Annotated in this window: 12 protein-coding genes; 8 read left to right on the plus strand and 4 right to left on the minus strand. The window is 60.4% G+C overall.

The window, feature by feature from the left end:
• Positions 1 to 3: 3 nt before the first annotated feature.
• Together M2331_RS00495 and M2331_RS00500 are read left to right on the plus strand one after the other, a co-directional pair.
• Positions 4 to 882 carry a TauD/TfdA dioxygenase family protein gene (locus M2331_RS00495; RefSeq protein ID WP_181558483.1) on the plus strand — a complete coding sequence of 293 codons (879 nt, stop codon included), beginning with the start codon at positions 4 to 6 and terminating at the stop codon, positions 880 to 882.
• Between the two features lie 41 nt (positions 883 to 923).
• Positions 924 to 1,874, plus strand: a complete 951-nt coding sequence (locus M2331_RS00500; RefSeq protein ID WP_181558484.1) for a TauD/TfdA dioxygenase family protein — start codon at positions 924 to 926, stop codon at positions 1,872 to 1,874.
• 290 nt (positions 1,875 to 2,164) lie between these two features.
• Here the strand turns inward: M2331_RS00500 and M2331_RS00505 are convergent, their stop codons facing one another.
• Together M2331_RS00505 and M2331_RS00510 are read right to left on the minus strand one after the other, a co-directional pair.
• Positions 2,165 to 3,505 (minus strand): spinster family MFS transporter, encoded by a 1,341-nt coding sequence (locus M2331_RS00505; protein ID WP_181558485.1) that lies wholly within the window; start codon positions 3,503 to 3,505, stop codon positions 2,165 to 2,167.
• Positions 3,506 to 3,541: 36 nt separating this feature from the next.
• Positions 3,542 to 4,054, minus strand: a complete 513-nt coding sequence (locus tag M2331_RS00510; RefSeq protein WP_181558486.1) for a nuclear transport factor 2 family protein — start codon at positions 4,052 to 4,054, stop codon at positions 3,542 to 3,544.
• Positions 4,055 to 4,314: 260 nt separating this feature from the next.
• Between M2331_RS00510 and M2331_RS00515 the strand changes: the two genes are divergently transcribed.
• From M2331_RS00515 to M2331_RS00535, 5 genes are all read left to right on the plus strand, one after another.
• The gene (locus M2331_RS00515; RefSeq protein WP_181558487.1) at positions 4,315 to 6,627 is read left to right on the plus strand and encodes a TonB-dependent receptor; all 2,313 of its coding nucleotides are present in this window, start codon (positions 4,315 to 4,317) and stop codon (positions 6,625 to 6,627) included.
• 249 nt (positions 6,628 to 6,876) lie between these two features.
• Positions 6,877 to 8,448, plus strand: coding sequence for an FAD-binding oxidoreductase (locus M2331_RS00520; RefSeq protein WP_181558488.1), 1,572 nt, complete (start codon positions 6,877 to 6,879; stop codon positions 8,446 to 8,448).
• Positions 8,445 to 8,837 (plus strand): c-type cytochrome, encoded by a 393-nt coding sequence (locus M2331_RS00525; RefSeq protein WP_181558489.1) that lies wholly within the window; start codon positions 8,445 to 8,447, stop codon positions 8,835 to 8,837. The genes M2331_RS00520 and M2331_RS00525 overlap by 4 nt, the downstream gene beginning before the upstream one ends.
• On the plus strand, positions 8,834 to 9,367 hold the full coding sequence (locus M2331_RS00530; protein ID WP_181558490.1) for a hypothetical protein: 534 nt from the start codon (positions 8,834 to 8,836) through the stop codon (positions 9,365 to 9,367). Before M2331_RS00525 ends, M2331_RS00530 begins: the two co-directional genes overlap by 4 nt.
• Positions 9,368 to 9,427: 60 nt before the next feature.
• Positions 9,428 to 10,459 carry a LacI family DNA-binding transcriptional regulator gene (locus tag M2331_RS00535; RefSeq protein WP_181558491.1) on the plus strand — a complete coding sequence of 344 codons (1,032 nt, stop codon included), beginning with the start codon at positions 9,428 to 9,430 and terminating at the stop codon, positions 10,457 to 10,459.
• Between the two features lie 389 nt (positions 10,460 to 10,848).
• On the opposite strand, the gene M2331_RS00540 is transcribed toward M2331_RS00535, so the two are convergent.
• Together M2331_RS00540 and M2331_RS00545 are read right to left on the minus strand one after the other, a co-directional pair.
• Positions 10,849 to 11,733 carry a TonB-dependent receptor gene (locus tag M2331_RS00540; RefSeq protein WP_181558492.1) on the minus strand — a complete coding sequence of 295 codons (885 nt, stop codon included), beginning with the start codon at positions 11,731 to 11,733 and terminating at the stop codon, positions 10,849 to 10,851.
• A complete protein-coding gene (locus M2331_RS00545; RefSeq protein WP_181558493.1) occupies positions 11,703 to 13,283 on the minus strand; it encodes a TonB-dependent receptor plug domain-containing protein in 1,581 nt (526 codons plus the stop codon). The genes M2331_RS00540 and M2331_RS00545 overlap by 31 nt, the downstream gene beginning before the upstream one ends.
• Positions 13,284 to 13,977: 694 nt before the next feature.
• Here M2331_RS00545 and M2331_RS00550 point away from each other — a divergent pair.
• Positions 13,978 to 16,029, plus strand: a complete 2,052-nt coding sequence (locus tag M2331_RS00550; RefSeq protein WP_413716077.1) for a TonB-dependent siderophore receptor — start codon at positions 13,978 to 13,980, stop codon at positions 16,027 to 16,029.
• Positions 16,030 to 16,358 lie beyond the last annotated feature (329 nt).

Consider the following 16,358-nt stretch of genomic DNA (forward strand, 5'->3'; position numbering starts at 1 on the left):
GTCATGACCGTCCTCGAAAAGACCCTCATTGCTTCCGATACCGACCTGTTCGAAATCAAGCCGCTTCAGCCCAGTTTGGGCGCGCAGATCAGCGGGATCGATCTCTCCCAGCCGTTGACCCGGCCGTTACACGCCGCGCTTCACGCCGCCTTGTTGCGGTACAAGGTGCTGTTCTTCCGCGATCAGCATCTGACGCATGACCAGCATATCGCCCTGGGCGCAGCGTTTGGTGATCTGGAGACCCACCCGGTCTTCGCGCACCCGGATCATCCGGAAATTCTGCCGCTGCGCTCAAAGGAGTTCGCCGGCAAGTATCGCAGCACCACGGACAGCAACTGGCACGCGGACACGACCTTCCGCGCTGAACCGTCTGCGGCATCCATCCTCATCCAGCGCGTCTCGCCGGGTCTGGGCGGCGATACCGTCTTTGCCAACGCAGTCGCAGCCTATGAAACGCTCGACGACGACACCAAAGCCCGGATCGACGGGCTGAGCGCCATCCACGACACGCGCGTCTTCCTGCAGTTCATCGAGACGCCCGAAAAGCGGGCCGCCTTGCAGGTGCAATATCCGCCGGTCGAGCATCCGGTGGTGCGCATCCATCCCGGAACTGGCGAGAAAGTCCTCCACGTCAATTCCGTTTTCACCCGCGAGATTGTCGGACTTGCACAAGGCGAGAGTGAAGCGCTGCTTGCTCGCCTCTTCGACCAGGTGAAGCGGCCGGAATTCCAGGTGCGTTGGAGCTGGCAGCCCGGCTCGATCGCTTTCTGGGATAATCGCGCGACCCAGCACTACGCGGTGCCCGACTATCGCGGCAATCGTGAGATGGAGCGCGTGACCATCGTCGGGGAGCGTCCACGCGGCCCCCAATCGCCCAACTGAAATCCCCCCCCGCACCCCCAAAGGCAAGAAGGAGCCTCATCATGTCCATCACGACCTATGCCAATGCAGCAGACCCCAATAGCCCCCTCGACATCAAGCCGGTAACAGGCACGATCGGCGCCGAAATCCGGGGCGTCGTGCTCTCCGGCGATCTCGACGCCGCGACCGTACAGGCGATCCAGGATGCGCTGGTTCGCCACAAGGTCATCTTCTTCCGTGGCCAGCATCATCTCGATGACGCCGAGCATGAGAATTTTACGGCGCTCTTCGGCGATCCGGTCGCGCATCCCACCGTGCCGGTCGCAGAAGGCTCGCGCTACCTGCTGGAGCTGGATAGCCGCGAGGGATACGCCGCCTCGAGCTGGCATACTGACGTCACCTTTGTCGATGCCTATCCAAAGGGCTCGATCCTGCGTGGCATCACGATCCCGGAGGCCGGCGGCGACACGCTCTGGGCCAATGGCGAGACCGCCTATGAGGCGCTGCCGGAATCCCTGCGCCAGCTCGTCAACAATCTCTGGGCCGTGCACACCAATCTCTACGATTATGCTGCGATCCTGGGCAATGCACCCAAGGACAACACCACCGCGCAGGAGCAGATCAAGCGGCATCGCAATGTGTTCGCCTCCACGGTGTACGAGACCGAGCATCCGGTGGTTCGCGTTCACCCCGTTTCGGGCCAGCGCAGCCTGCTGCTCGGACATTTCGTCAAGAGCTTCGTCGGCCTTAATCAGGCGGATTCCCAGCGGCTGTTCAGCATTCTCCAAGACCATATCACCCGGCCGGAGAATCTGGTGCGGTGGCGCTGGCAGCCCGGCGATGTCGCCTTCTGGGACAATCAGGCAACGCAGCACCGCGCCGTCGCCGACTTCGGCCTGCAGCGCCGCACCCTGCGCCGCGCCACCATTCATGGCGAAGCGCCAGTGAGCATCGATGGCCGCACCAGTCGCATTGTCCGGCAGGAAAAGGCGGTGGAATACGAAGCGGCCTGAGCAGCACCGTTACCCGCGCTACCGCTCAGGGAGAAACTGTGGCGCGGGTGACGTTGGATAATCGATTGTACATGTCCTCGATCAGCAGTGCCAATCGGCCGCTTTGACGAAGAGGAATTGCGGGGCATTTCGCATCTCAAGCTCTGGTTGAGATGGATGATTACCGTCAACGAATGTCCTGTCATTAGATGAATGAAAGGCAGGTTTCGGGAACCGGTTCGAAAGATTGCACGTCGGGTTTGAGGGCGCATGTCGCCGTACTTCTTTGAACCTAGGCAGCACAACAAGCGTCAGATAACGTCGTTTTTGAGCGTGCGCGATGCTCTCCAGTAATGAAAGCCAGCCCAAATGGCGAAGGACGCACAGATGATCATCCCATAGCGGATGCCGACGGTTCCGGCCGCCGCGCAATCGATAGCGGCCTGCCCTACTGCGCCGTGGCATTCTGCCGCATAATTGCCAGCATAAGCCCGGGCGGCAAAGGTGTCGCTGAGAAATCCCACGAATAGGGGGCCAATCCCCATTCCGACCAGATTCTGGAAGAATATGATGATCGCCGATGCCGTCCCGCGCATGCGCGGCTCGACCATGTTCTGGATCGCGCCGAAGGTGGGGGCGTAATAAGTGAAGGCGAGCGTCGCGCCGATCACCACCAGCGGCATGGCGGTCTGCCAGTTCGGCATCGAAAGCCCGATCATATAGAGCGGCGCTGCGCATAGAAGGCAGAGCGCGGGCAACCAGGCGTACCAGCGCTCATCCCGCTTGCCCGCCCAGTCCGCTCCCATGCCGCCCAACAAAGTGCCAGTGCCATTTGAAACGGCGGTGACGATGCCGAACAGCAGGCCGGCCTGCGTCATGCTCATCTCATAGGCCCGCCCGAAATACATCGGCAGGAAGAGCAGAATGCCGAAGTTCACAAAGCTGTTGAGACCGCAGGCCATGCCGAGATGCAGGAATGTGCGCTTTGCCCGCAAAATGCCCAGCATCGCCACAAAGCTGGGCATTTCCCGCGCCATGCTGGCAGGGTCGTCAAAACGCCCACGAATTGGCTCTTTGACGGTCAGGATGAGGAGCGCGAGCAGCAGGCCGGGAGCTCCGACGATCAGGAAGGTGTGCCGCCACCCCACGGTCTCGCCAAGCCAGCCGCCGCCAAATCCGCCGATGAGCGAACCGAACGAAGCCCCGAGCGCCACCACGGCAAGCGCAGTCGCCCGCTTGTTACGGGGGAATTTGTCCGAGACCATGGACACCGTGCAGGGACTGGCGGCCGCCTCTCCGATGCCAACGCCCAGCCGCAACAGGAGCAGGTGCCAGTAGCTGGCCGCGTAAGCGCTTGCCATCGTCATGAGCGACCAGATGGTCGTCGCGACGGCGAGTAACGTTACCCGCCTGCCCTGATCGGCCAAGCGGGCCACCGGGATACCCGCAGTCGTGTAAAGCAAAGCAAAGGCCAGACCCGTCAACAGGCCGAACTGTGCATCGCTGATGCCGAGGTCGGCCTTAATGGCCGGGCCGAGCGCGGCGACGATCACCCGGTCGATGAAACAGGACAGCGCGACCAGCAGAAGGATGAACATCATCCAGTATGGATAGGGCGAATGCTCTGCTGCCTGCGTTTCTTTATCGTCCATCTTGTCTCTCCCCTCCCGGTCCGTTTCTTTTCTCTGTCAGTCCTTTGTGCCCGGCATCCCCGGTCCGCGCTCTACCAATGCGGTGCCGGCTCCGAGTGCGGTATCCGTCCACATCCGCACGTCCAGGTCCGCGATCCTCCACCCATCCTCGGCAAACCTAAACAGGGCATGCCATGTGCCCATCCGCCAGGAGGCACCGCGCGGCCAATATTGCCGGTGGAACTCATGCCGAAAGATCATGCAATACGCTGCCACGTGGATGTCATCCCCTTCCTTGCTGAGCTGGGGGGCGTTGAACTGGTGTTGATGGCCATAGCTTTGCGTAGCGCGTTGACTGATGCTGCCACCGATGAAAGCCTCAATCCCCTCTCGGCCCATAAACACGCCGGGGCTCCCATCCCGCAGCGGATGGCGAAGTACGCCATCGCGCGTGAAACAATCCAGATAGGCAGGCAGATCGCCTGAGTCGATCGCCCAAGAATAGCGCGCCATGCGGTCGGAAATCATAAGCCGATCACGAATGGAGATGCCGTCGAACTGGCCGCTCATGCCGCAGTCACCCCGTGGTTGGACTGCTGATATATTTTCATTTCCGCCAGCATTCGCCCTCCTGAACAGTTTCACGATCGCTTTGTTTTAGCGATCTTAAGTGCCGAATCCCTTTCAAGCAGAACTGAAGCTTCATGTAAAGTTTGCATTATATGTTGCATTTATCGGCAGCATCACTGTATCAGCATGCATCGAGCCGGAGTGAATCCGGTCCGTTCCTCATTGGGGAACGCCCACAATCAACAGGGAGAGGAGAGGACATGATCTTTCGTGAAATTCTGAAGAGAAGCGCGCTGAGCGGCGCATCGCTGCTCGCTTTGAGTGCGCTTGCGACCGCAGCCCATGCGCAGGACAACGATGCGCAGGACATCGTCGTGACCGCGCAGTTTCGATCGACCAATCTGCAGGACACCCCGCTCGCGATCACCGCGATGACAGGGGAACAGCTCAGCGAGCGCAGCTTCGGCAACATCGCCGATGTTGGCAAGGCCGCGCCCAGCGTCACCCTGCGCCTTGGCAGCTCAGGCTACGGCAAGTCCACGCAGGCCTATATTCGCGGCATCGGCCAGTCCGATTTCAACTTTGCACTGGAGCCCGCCGTCGGCTTCTATGTCGATGACGTGTATCATGCGTCACTGTTCGGCACGTCCTTCGACCTGCTGGACCTTGAGCGGGTCGAGATTTTGCGCGGCCCGCAAGGGACTCTGTTCGGCAAGAACTCCATCGGCGGCGCTGTTCGCCTCATTTCCCAGAAGCCGCAGGACTCGTTCGGCGCCTCGGTCGAAGGCACCTATGGCAGCTATGATCGCATCGACCTGCGGGGCATGTTGAACGTGCCGCTTGTCGCGGACAAGCTGGCCTTGCGCGTCTCCTTCGCGTCAAAGGAACGGAACGGCTATGTGGACAGGGTGGATTTTGCCTGCGTCTATCCGGCCCTGGCAGGCAATCTCACACCGACGGTTTCCAATCACGGCAATAGTTGCAAGCTCGGGACCTTGGGCGGCGAGAGCGTGCGCGCAGGACGCGCTGCGCTGCGCTGGACGCCTTCGCCCAACATCGAGGTCAATGTCGCTGCAGAGATCATCCGCGATAATTCGGAGGGCGCAGCTGACTCACTCATTTATGTGAACACGGCAGCGGCGGCGCTGGTCAACCATAACAATAATCGCCTGATCCCGGCGTTCGGCATCCCCTTCGATCAGCGGTTCATTGTCGACCCCTATGTCACCTTCGCGAGCTACGACAGCAAGTTCCTCGGGCGGGCCGTGCCGGCCGTGAACACCGTTCACTCGGAAAGTTACTCGGGCGATATCGGCTGGAAACTTGCCGAGGGCGTGCAGTTCAAATCGATTACCGCCTACCAGACGTTCAGCGGCCGCTTCACCCAGAACGCCAATAATGCGCCGCTCCCGGTCGCACTGACCGATAATCTGGCGGGGTTCGATCAGTTTACCCAGGAATTCCGCCTGGTGGGCACCTCCTTCAATGACATGCTGGATTGGGCGACGGGCGTCTTCTATTTTGAGGGCGACAGTTCCTTGGGCGGCGGCGCCTATCTTGCGGCCTCCAACATCGCCTTTGACCAGAATGACAGCACCCACGCCACCAACCGCTCAGCTTTCGCGCATGGCACGCTGCATCTGACCGAGCAGTTCTCCGTGACGGCCGGCCTGCGGTACACCAAGGAATCCAAGACCTATCGCTTTGACCGGGTCAATGTGCCGTCGGGCACGTCCTTCTTTGCGGGCGGCCCTTTCACCTCTCCCAAGTCGGAGATGGAACGCGTCGACTACAAGCTCGGGATGGATTACCAGCTGACCAGCGATATCATGGTCTATGGCCAGTTTTCGACCGGTTTCAAGGGCGGCGGCATCAATCCTCGCCCCTTCACGCCCGCCACCGCAGTGCCGTTCGGGCCTGAAACGCTGAATGCTTACGAGATCGGCCTCAAGAGCGACCTGTTCGATCGACTGGTTCGGCTCAACCTGGCCGCCTATCACAGCGACTATTCCAACCTGCAGTTGAGCGCGAATGGGTACGATATCAATGGCGTCCCCAGCATCGTGGTTGCCAATGCCGGTAGCGCGCGCATCAACGGCCTGGAAGCTGAACTGGAGATCCGGCCGGCGCGGGGGCTGCAAATCGATATGTCCGGCAGTTACACGGACTTCAAGATCAAGGATCTCGGCGCTGCGGCAGGCGTTTCAGGTGGCCCGTCGCTCGCCAGCAAAGCGCCCGGTTCGCCGGAATGGAAGTATAATGCGGGCATCCAGTACCGCGCCGATCTGGGCAATAGCGGCACGCTGACGCCGCGTTTCGACGTCTACTACCAGTCCAAGGTTTTCAACGAGTGGACCAACAATCCCCGTGCGGTGCAGGAAGGCTATGCAGTGGCCAACGCCCGCCTTGGCTATAATGCCCCGGATGACGAATGGTACGCGGCCGTCTCGGTCACGAACCTGTTCGATCAGTTCTATTATGTGAACAAGTTCATCCAATCGGGAAGCTACATCTTTACCGGCCAGCCCAGTCGCCCGCGTGAATGGGCAGTGACGGTGGGCCGCCGCTTCTGAACGCTTCCTTCGCTCAAGGGGATGTCGCCCAAGCGGCATCCCCTCCTTTTCGAAGCCGCTTCGGATGATCGGCCCGGCCAAGGGAAGGAGAACCGTAAGGCGTATGACGTCTGGACCTTTCTGCAGAACGCCTAGCGCGGACATCGACTAAATGAAATTATTTCATAATAGTCCTGATCTCATCGTCATCATAATGTAATTCTTGCATTGAATTTCGGCCCGGGCTATTCTCTCATCAAGGAGAGAATGATGTCCATCAAAGCCCCCCCAAATCTTGGCAATGCCGTTTTTTCCAAGGCCTTGCGCGCGTTCGAGGCAGTCGTGGGATCGCAGTGGGTCCTTTCCAGCGATGAGGACCGCGCAACCTATATAGACCCCTATGCGCTCGGCGATGGGCTGAACCATGAAGCTTCCGCCGCCGTTGCGCCAGCCAGCGCGGAAGAAGTGCGCGCCCTTGTCCGGCTTGCCAATGAACATCGCGTCCCGCTGTGGCCCACCGCCCGTGGGAAAAATCTGGGCTATGGCTGGGCAGCGCCGGCCATGCCGGGATCGGTCGTTCTGGACCTCGGCCGCATGAACCGCATCCTGGATGTGGATGTGAAATATGGCCATTGCCTCCTCGAGCCGGGCGTAGGCTTCTACGATCTCTACAACTACCTCCGGCAGAACAATATTCCGCTCTGGATGTCGACGCCGGGCAATGCCTGGGGCAGCGTGATGGGCAACGCCCTGGAACGAGGCCTAGGTTACACCCCCTATGGCGATCACGCTGCGAAAATCTGCGGCATGGAAGTGGTCACACCCACGGGCGATCTGCTGCGGACCGGCATGGGCGCGATGACCGGGAGTAAAACCTGGCAGGCCTATCAGCACGGCTTTGGCCCCTCTTGGGATCAGGCCTTCGTCCAGTCGAACTTCGGCGTCGTCACCAAGATGGGCCTGTGGCTGATGCCGGAACCTGAAATGACCTTGCGAGCGAAAGTCGAGCTGCCCCAGGCCGACGACATCGAATGGGCCATTCGCGAACTCCACCAACTACGCGTAAACAACGTCGTCGATCACAATTTCGTGTTCGGCAATTATCTTCACGACGCTGCCGTGCTGTCCCAGCGCAGCGAGTGGTACGACGGCAAGGGCGCCCTCCCCGATTCCATCGCCGAGAAGATGATGAAGCATTATGACATCGGATGGTGGCGCTTCAATCTCGGTGTCTACGGCCACGAAGGCATTGTCCGCGCCAAGGAGCAGCTGATCCGCAAAGCTCTTGAGCCCCATCTCGGCAAGGCCATTGAGTTCGAGGTGTGGCACCGGGGCGATCCTCTCGACAAGGCGGCTGCGCGGGCGCCGAGCGCGACGTCTCTGCAGATCGTCAACTGGTGGGGCGGCCGCGGCGGCCATATGGGCTTCTCCCCGGTCATGCCCCCCGATGGCGCATTGGCCCGCAAGACCTTCCGCGCGATGAAGGCGCGCTTCGAGGAACATGGTCTGGACTATTATACCTCCTTCACCATGGGTCATCGCCACATCAACAATGTGAACATCCTGCTCTATGACCGTGACGACGCCGACATGGTGGCTCGGGCCAACAGGCTGTTCCACGTGCTCATCGCCGACGCCAAAGCAGCCGGATTCGGAGAATACCGCACCCATCTCGATTTCATGGATCCGGTCGCGAAGAGCTTTGATTTCAACGGCGGCGCCTTGGCGCGGTTCAACGAGACCGTGAAGAATGCCATCGATCCCAATGGCATCATTGCACCCGGTAAAAACGGCATTTGGCCAACAGCCTACAAAGCCCACGGCCAGGGAGAGGAAGCGTGACTGCCATCCAGTGTAGTGCCGTTGCGGCGCTGATTATCGCGAGCACAGCGGCTGCCTTTGCATCGTCTGACGCGGCCGCGCCTGTACCGGCATCAACCACGGCATCGGCTACGGCTTCGACCGTGAAAGACGGGAGAGCGCTGTTCCTCCAGCATTGTGGCTACTGTCATTTGCCTGGAGGCACGGGCACCATCCAGCTCCAACGGCGCTGGGGCAAGGAGCGCGCGCTTCTTGCCGAACGGACCGATCTTCCGGCAGACTATGTGAAGGCGGTCGCACGCCACGGCGTTTTCAGCATGCCGCCGATCACGCGGGTTGAAGTGACGGACGATGAGCTTGAAAAGCTCGCGGCATTTCTAGCCACGCCCGACAAGGCGCAGGCGCGATGACAAGGCGAGACCTTCTGAAGCTCGGCGGCCTTGCAGCCGCTGGCCTTATCCTCCTGCCACCTCTTCGGGCTGCGCAGGCCACAGCGCAGATGCGACATGTGATCGTGGACCCCCGTTTCGCTGCAACGAGCGCTTTTGCTGCGGCGGCAATGGATGCCAAGGCTCAGATTTTGCACAGCCACGGCGATCTTGCGACGCTCTGGTATGGAGCGTTGCGCGAGGCATCGTCTGGCAGCCTGATGGGTTTGACCGGCTATGCCGACATGGTCGTCGCCCTTGGTATCGCGGCAGAGATGCGCGGCTCGCTGCGATTTTGCATGACCCATCAAACAGGGGATGCGCGTGCTGGACATAGCGTATCGATCGGTCCGGCCGCGCAAGCGGATGTGCTGAAGGCTACGGGCGAACAATGGCCCCATGCGCTCTGGACGATGATGAGCAACCGTGGCGACGCTCCAATTGACAGCCCCCTACGGGAGCTAGACAGAGAAAAGCGCAAGGGAGTCCTGTGGTCCTGGGCCATTGCCTAAGCAGCGCGGATCGCTCAAGCTCCTCGCGGAGCAGAGCCGGTTCAAGGAGTGACGGAATAGATGGTGACGTTGTCGAGTGAAGGAACGGTCCGCCGCCGCGCGGGCGCAACCCTCGCCGACGTCGCCAGGGCAGCGCAGGTCTCGACGGCCACCGTCTCAAGGGCGTTGAATACCCCCGATCTTCTCACCAAGGAAACGCTCGGGCGTGTTCATGCCGCCATTGCGGAAACGGGCTATATCCCGTCGCTGACGACCGGGACGGTGATCACCAACCGCAGCCGGCTCATCGCGATCATGGCGCCGCCGACCCCGCTCGAACTGTTCGACACGACGGTGCGGGCTGCGGTCGCGGCGCTCGATGATGGCGGCTATCAGACGTTGCTCGGGATTTACGAGAGAGATGCGACCCGAGAGAAGATCGTGACCCAAATTCTGAGCCGCCGCCCTGGCGGTCTCATTCTCATCGGCCTCCCCATTTCGCCAGACGTGCGCGCTTTGCTGGTCGAATCCAACCTGCCGATCGTCGAGACGTGGGAAACCCCGATCAGTCCCATCGATATGGTGGCGGGAATTTCTCACCATGATATCGGCATCGCAGTGGGCAACTTCCTGATGCGCAAGGGCTATCAGCGCCCGATGATCTTCTCAACGGACAGCAGCAGAGGGCACATCCGTCGCTATGGAATTTCGAGGGTGTTGATGGAAGCAGGGCGGCCGGAGCCTCGCAGTATCGACCACAGCCTGCCCGGCACCATCGGCGAAGGCCGGCGCAGCTTCGGCCGTATATGGGAGGCGGGCGAGAGACCGGATGTGATTGTCTGCTCTTCTGATTGGCTGGCGCAAGGCGTGCTGATCGAGGCAGCCGTCCGCGGCGTCCGCGTTCCCGATGATCTTGCCGTGATGGGTTTTGGCGATTTCGATTTCGCCCAGGAGTTGGAGCCATCCTTGACGTCCGTCCGGATCGACGGCGCCAAGATGGGGCGTCAGGCAGCGGCCCTCATGCTCAAGGCCTTGTCCAAGAACCAGCGTGATCGCACCAAAGCAGCGCGCGTGGACATCGGTTTTACCCTTGTGGAGCGGCGCAGTACTTAAGCGCGCTCTTGTCCAGTCGATGGGGGTGACCCACTTTCTCACCAACAAAGGTACTGGTGTTGCACAACTTCGACTGCTCCCCTGTGTCGCTACACCCTCATGAACAAAAACCAGCTCCAAGGAGCCGTTCAAGCGCCGCGAATGGCCGCTAAGGCGGCGGCACCTGCCAGTCCGCTGGCCGGCTATGCATTGGTCGCTTCCGACCAAACCCCGTCGTTCAGAGTGGGCGAAGCTAGCGTCTGATCCGAACAATAGCAGTCACTCGATCCTCTTCAGCCCATCCGGCGGAACGCGCCGACAGAGCGGTCGTTCGATCATGCAAAACGCCTCCCTGAAAGCTGCCTTCCATTCATCGCCCCGCTCCCGCAGCAGCGATCGACCGACATGGCTCAAAGCTGTCCGAATCGCTTTGTGAGCACCAGGCCGATCGTGCGCGGATTGGGGGGATTATTATATGGGTCGTAGCCGAGCACAGAGTCTGCGATATTTGGGGCGCGGTTATTGAACAGGTTGGCGATGACAAGCTGCACCTCGCTCTGGTCGAGCGTAGGTGTGGATGTAAGGCGCCCGAGGTCGAAACCGAAGAATAGAGACGCCGTGGTATAGGCCGCGACCTTGCGCGGGGGCCGGCCGGGGCGATTATCGGTGAACCCGTCGACATAGTTGACGACCGAGCCGACCGACACGCCGTCGCGTCCCCAGATGAAGTTCCCATTCAGTCGGAGGTCGGCCGGCTGCGCATAGCCGTCCAGCCGCGAGACTGCGCTGCCGGTACCGGCGCCCAGCGTGAGATTGAGGATATATTGGCCGGTCAGGTGCACGGAGGCATCGCCACCCAGCAGCGGCGTGCGATAGCGGAGATCGAGATCGATGCCGTCGGTTTTCTCGACCGCGAAGTTCTGCGGGCGAATATCCGCCACGGCTTGCACCTGCGAGAGCAGGCCTTGGGGAATCTGGTTCGCGCTGCTGTAGATTTCCGTTCCGCCGTCAGCGATGAATGGGATATCGGCCGTAAACCACCGGAACACGGCAGGATTTTTGATGATGTTCTCGATCTGGGCGCGGGTGGGATTGCGGATGTTGAACCCTTGAAGCTCGGGAAGCGACACGCTGTCGTCCTGCGATGGCGTCACGACCCGTCCCGCGATTTTGATGCGATAATAGCCCGTCCTGATCATTACGTTCGGAATGAAGGCCGTTGTCAGATCGAGGCCGAATGTGAACGTGTCGGCCTTCTGCGTTTTCAGGTCGGGATTGGCGCCTGCGCGAAACATGACGATCGCATTCCGGTCGGAAGCGCCGGATTCTGCTCTCCTGCGCCCAGGAAGGCGTAGAGGTAGTTCCAGGACGAGACCTGCTCGGCGATACCGATCGTATTCCGAAAGCGCGGGACGAGGAAGGAGCGGGCATAGGTGCCGCGCAGCGCGACGGAACGATCGATCTGCCAGCGGAGCCCGAATTTGGGCGCCAATGCGTCGTCAAAGCCGAAATCCTCATAGCGCGCCGCCGCCGAAAGCATCAGGGAGCGGATAAGCGCAATGCCCTGCTCGGCACCCACGATCGGCACGTTCACTTCGCCATAAGCGGATTTTGCCGTGCGCTCGCCGCCGTTGAGATTGAAGAAAATCTTGGCGTCGGTTCGCAGCGTTTCCTTGCGATACTGAACGCCGCCGGCGACCAGGACCGGTCCCGCCGGAAGCGTCGCCAAAGCCGTCTGGCCGGTCAACTCGGCGACGAAGAGCGTGTTGGTATCGCTATAATGCGTGCTCGGCGCGGCGAAAGGCGGCAAGCCGCTGAATACGTTACTGCTGGTCTGGTTGCGCCCATAATCGATATTGAGGTCGATCGAAGTTGCGCTGTCGCCCTGCCAATGGGCATTGCCATTCACGGCATATCCGGTGGTGCGGGTCTTGAAGAAACGGTTATATCTGGGAAAGTCCGGATAGTTTCTAATCGCCTCGCGATCACGCTGGAAGCGAGAGGCATCGACCGACAAGGTCAGGTCGCCCACCTCCTGCCGAACGCCGCCGTAAAAGCCGCTGACCTGCTCATCGGGCAATTGATTTTGCTGGAGGCGCGTCCCGCTCGCCACGATCGGCTCTTCGAGGAAAGCTGAGCGCTGCTGATACATCGCCATGCCATATACGCTTCCCGTGCTCCAGCTATGCCCGGCGAGCGCGTTCGCTTCCCAGTTCTTCGCGCCGGTGTCGGTCATGGTCGCCCCGCGCACGCGCAATTCAAGACCGTCCTTTGGCTTTCGCGTGACGATGTTGACCACGCCCGCCACCGCATCCGCGCCATAGGTGGCTGAGGCGCCGTCAGAGATGACGTCGATGCGCTCTATCAATCCCGATGGGATGACGGAAACGGTCGGCGCCTCGACCATTCCCACTGACGCCATTCGCCTCCCGTTCAGGAGCGTGAGCGTCGCATCGGAGGCAAGGCCGCGCATCGCGAAGCTGGCAAAGCCGTCATACTGATTATAGGTCGTGCCGGTGCTGAGAGTGGATCCCACACCTGCGGCCGTGCTGCCGAAATCACTCAGGTCCGCGGTAAAGTTCTGAGGAATTGTGAGCATATATTCCGACACCGATCCGGCGCCGGCTTGGACAATGTCCGCCTGCCCATAAGTGAATACCGGGCTGGCGACATATTCTCTTGGAAGGCCGCGAATGAGCGAGCCGGTGACTACGATATCGCTCGCCGCCGCCGTCGCCTGATCCTTGGCCCCCTCGGTCTGGTCGGGCGTGTCGATGGACTGCGCCCAAGCTGGCGCGCTGACGACGATACCGGCAGCCACAGCCGCAGTTTCCAGAAATCTCATTGTTCCCCAATCCGTTTGATGTTCGGCCGTTGCTGTTGGCCCACCCATTCGCAGCGCTCCTAGGCGACGATATGTTATTATGTATCATTTGCAACTGAAATGGAAGGCAGTGCGTGCCTGGGGTGCATTTTATCATGGATAGAGAGGGTAGGATGCTGGCTGCTCGCCTTGGACGTTCCAGCGGCATTACTGACCTCGACCGTAAGGTCGTCGCGCTGCCTCGCCGTGCTCAGCCACCAGCCCACAAGGCAGGGAGACTACTGAATTTGTGGTCCCGGTCGAGTTCTTCCTGTCTCCCGGCCTATCAACGGCCCCCGGCGCGCGGTAGAAATAATGAAGAGCGAAGGCTCGCTGGCAGCGTACTTCTCGCGGCATGAAGAGATGCAGGAACTCACGCCGTGCCGCAGTCCGTCTCGACATCCGCCGCTTCGGCAGCCCGCATCGGCTGCTGGTGCGGTCAGAAGAGAGACTTCATGCCGACCCTCTTGATCCAAGCAGGGTCAAGGTATGCCTCACGGGAGCCGTGGCAGGTACAGTGTCGAGCGGCATTCATCACGAGTTGCTGTTAAAACAGACGATATTCCCATCCACCACCCCTCGCTCCCGGAAAACGCTATTGATAGGCAGTCGCACAAACTCTAGGGGCTTGCACGCAAGAAGCGCAGCGACAGTGAAGGGGCGTACAATGGCGAAGATGATTATGATGGTGGGACTGGCGGGCCTTTGCGCGAGCCAGGCGGCATGGGCCGACGAAGTCGCCCCAGCGGACGAGAATGGCGATGCGATTATCGTGACCGCCGCTAGAGCCGGCACAAAGACCGATACAGCGCTCATCGAGCTGCCTCAGCCGATCAAGGTCATCACATCTGAGCAATATCTCGCGCAGGGCGCAATCAGCATCTCCGACACAGTAAAATATGCCGCAGGCGTCCTTGCCAACCCCTATGGCCGTGATACGCGCGTAGACGGCTTCAACGTGCGCGGCTTGAGTGCACTGCAGTTCCGCGACGGGATGCGCGACATCTTCTCTTATTATGCCAGCATCACCGCGGACCCGTACAACTTCTCTCGCGTGGAAATCGTCCGCGGCCCGGCGTCGGTGCTGTTTGGCCAGGGATCGATCGGCGGACTCGTCAACCTCGTATCCAAGACGCCGGAGTTCCGGACGAGTGGCGAGTTGAGCCTCGTATATGGTAGCTACGACCGCAAGGAGGCGCTGGGCGATGTCAACATCGCGCTGGCCGACAATCTGGCGATCCGCGCCGTGGGCCGCGTCCGCGATGCCGACACCTATGTCGATCATGTTCCCGACGATCGCGTGATGTTCGCGCCTTCGATCCGCTGGCAGCCTACCCCTGACACGGATATCGTGCTGACGGGCCTCTATCAGGAGGACGATACCGGATCGACCTCCCAGTTTCTGCCGATCGTCGGCACTTTTCTGCGCAATGCTGCCAATCCCTCTGGCAAGCTGGATCGATATACGTTTGTCGGTAAGGCCGGGTGGGACCGCTACGCCGGACGCTCCTTGCAAGGCGGCGGCTTCATCACGCACAACTTCTCTGACAAGATCACGCTGAGCCTGAAGGCCCGCTATATCGATAGCAATCTTGAATATAAGACCCACTACGCCGACAGCTATAGCAATCCGACCGATCCCTTCTCGGTCTACGGCACCGACGGGCGGACTATTGGTCTTTATGCCGATGCCAGCGACGCGCGGATGAATGTCTTCTCCACCGACAATAACCTGCAATTCAACTTCAACACAGGCGCGAATATCGAGCATAAGCTGCTCGTTGGCATTGATTATAGCTGGAACGAGGTCGCCAAGCGCTATGCTGCCGGTGTGGAGGTCGTGGATCTCTACGACATCGACTATGATGCGCTCCTGACTTACGAGCCGTCCGGCCCGTTCACCGCGCAGTCGCAGAAGCAACTGGGCATCTATGTCCAGGATCAGATCCGCTTCTTTGATCGCGTCTCGGTTGTGCTGGGGGCTCGCCGTGACCGCGTCACGAACTCTGCGGGTCAGGAGGACAAGGCCACCACCTTCCGCGCTGGCATCATCGGCGAGATCGGCGCCGGCATCTCGCCCTTCTTCAGCTATACGGAAAGCTTCCTGCCTGTCGCGGGCTCCATCGACAATGGCGACGGCACGTTTGGCGCACCTTATCGCCCGCAGACCGGCACGCAATTTGAGGCCGGCGTGAAGTGGCAGCCGGCTCCCAGCACGCTGGTCACGGCCACGGTCTTCAAAATCAAGGAGCGCAACCGCGTTCTCTATCTCGCAGCAGGCGGCACGGCCCAGTCGGGTGAACTCAACACAGAGGGTTTTGAGATCGAGGCCAGCCACACCCTGCCCGGTAATTTCGAGCTGCTGGCCAATTATGGCTATTCCAAGCTCGAGTCCGAAACCAATACCGACCTCGACTATATGCCCCGTCATACCGCGTCACTGTGGTCCACCAAGACCTTCGGGCTGGCTGGTGAGGCGCAACTGCGCTTGGGTGGCGGCGTCGTCTATAGCGGCAAGAGTGTTTCAACCAGCACGGTCTGGTCGATCGTCACGCCGTCCCGGACCACCGTGGATGCGCTGGTGGAAATCAGCAAAAACAACTGGCGCATCGCCCTCAACGCGACCAACCTTCTCAACGAAAAATATTTCGCGTCCTGTTTGGCGCGCGGCGACTGTTTTGTCGGTGCCCCGCGTAACGTCATGGCAACCTTAGGTGTGCGTTTCTGATAAGCAGGCACTGCAACGGGAGCGGGTCGCTGTTGGAGATATCTGGGAAGGTTTTGATTATGTGCGACGATACGTCGCGCTGATCTCAGCCTTCCCGGCCATCTGCCCAATGGCGACTGCCCGCGAAGCATCTCGTCTCACAAGCTGAGACTGAAAAGCGTGCGGGCCGTCGCTGCAAAGCGTGCGGGCCGTCGCTGCTGGGCTACAGCAAGCGATATTCACGTTTTGAAAATCAGCGACGGCTGAGCGTTGATATCTCGTTAGCTAAGCGACGAGCACAGACTACCGCGCACAGTTTCGCCAATGGCGATCTTCCAAACCCACCCATT

This window comes from Sphingobium sp. B10D7B (assembly GCF_025961955.1).
Classification (GTDB): Bacteria; Pseudomonadota; Alphaproteobacteria; order Sphingomonadales; family Sphingomonadaceae; genus Sphingobium.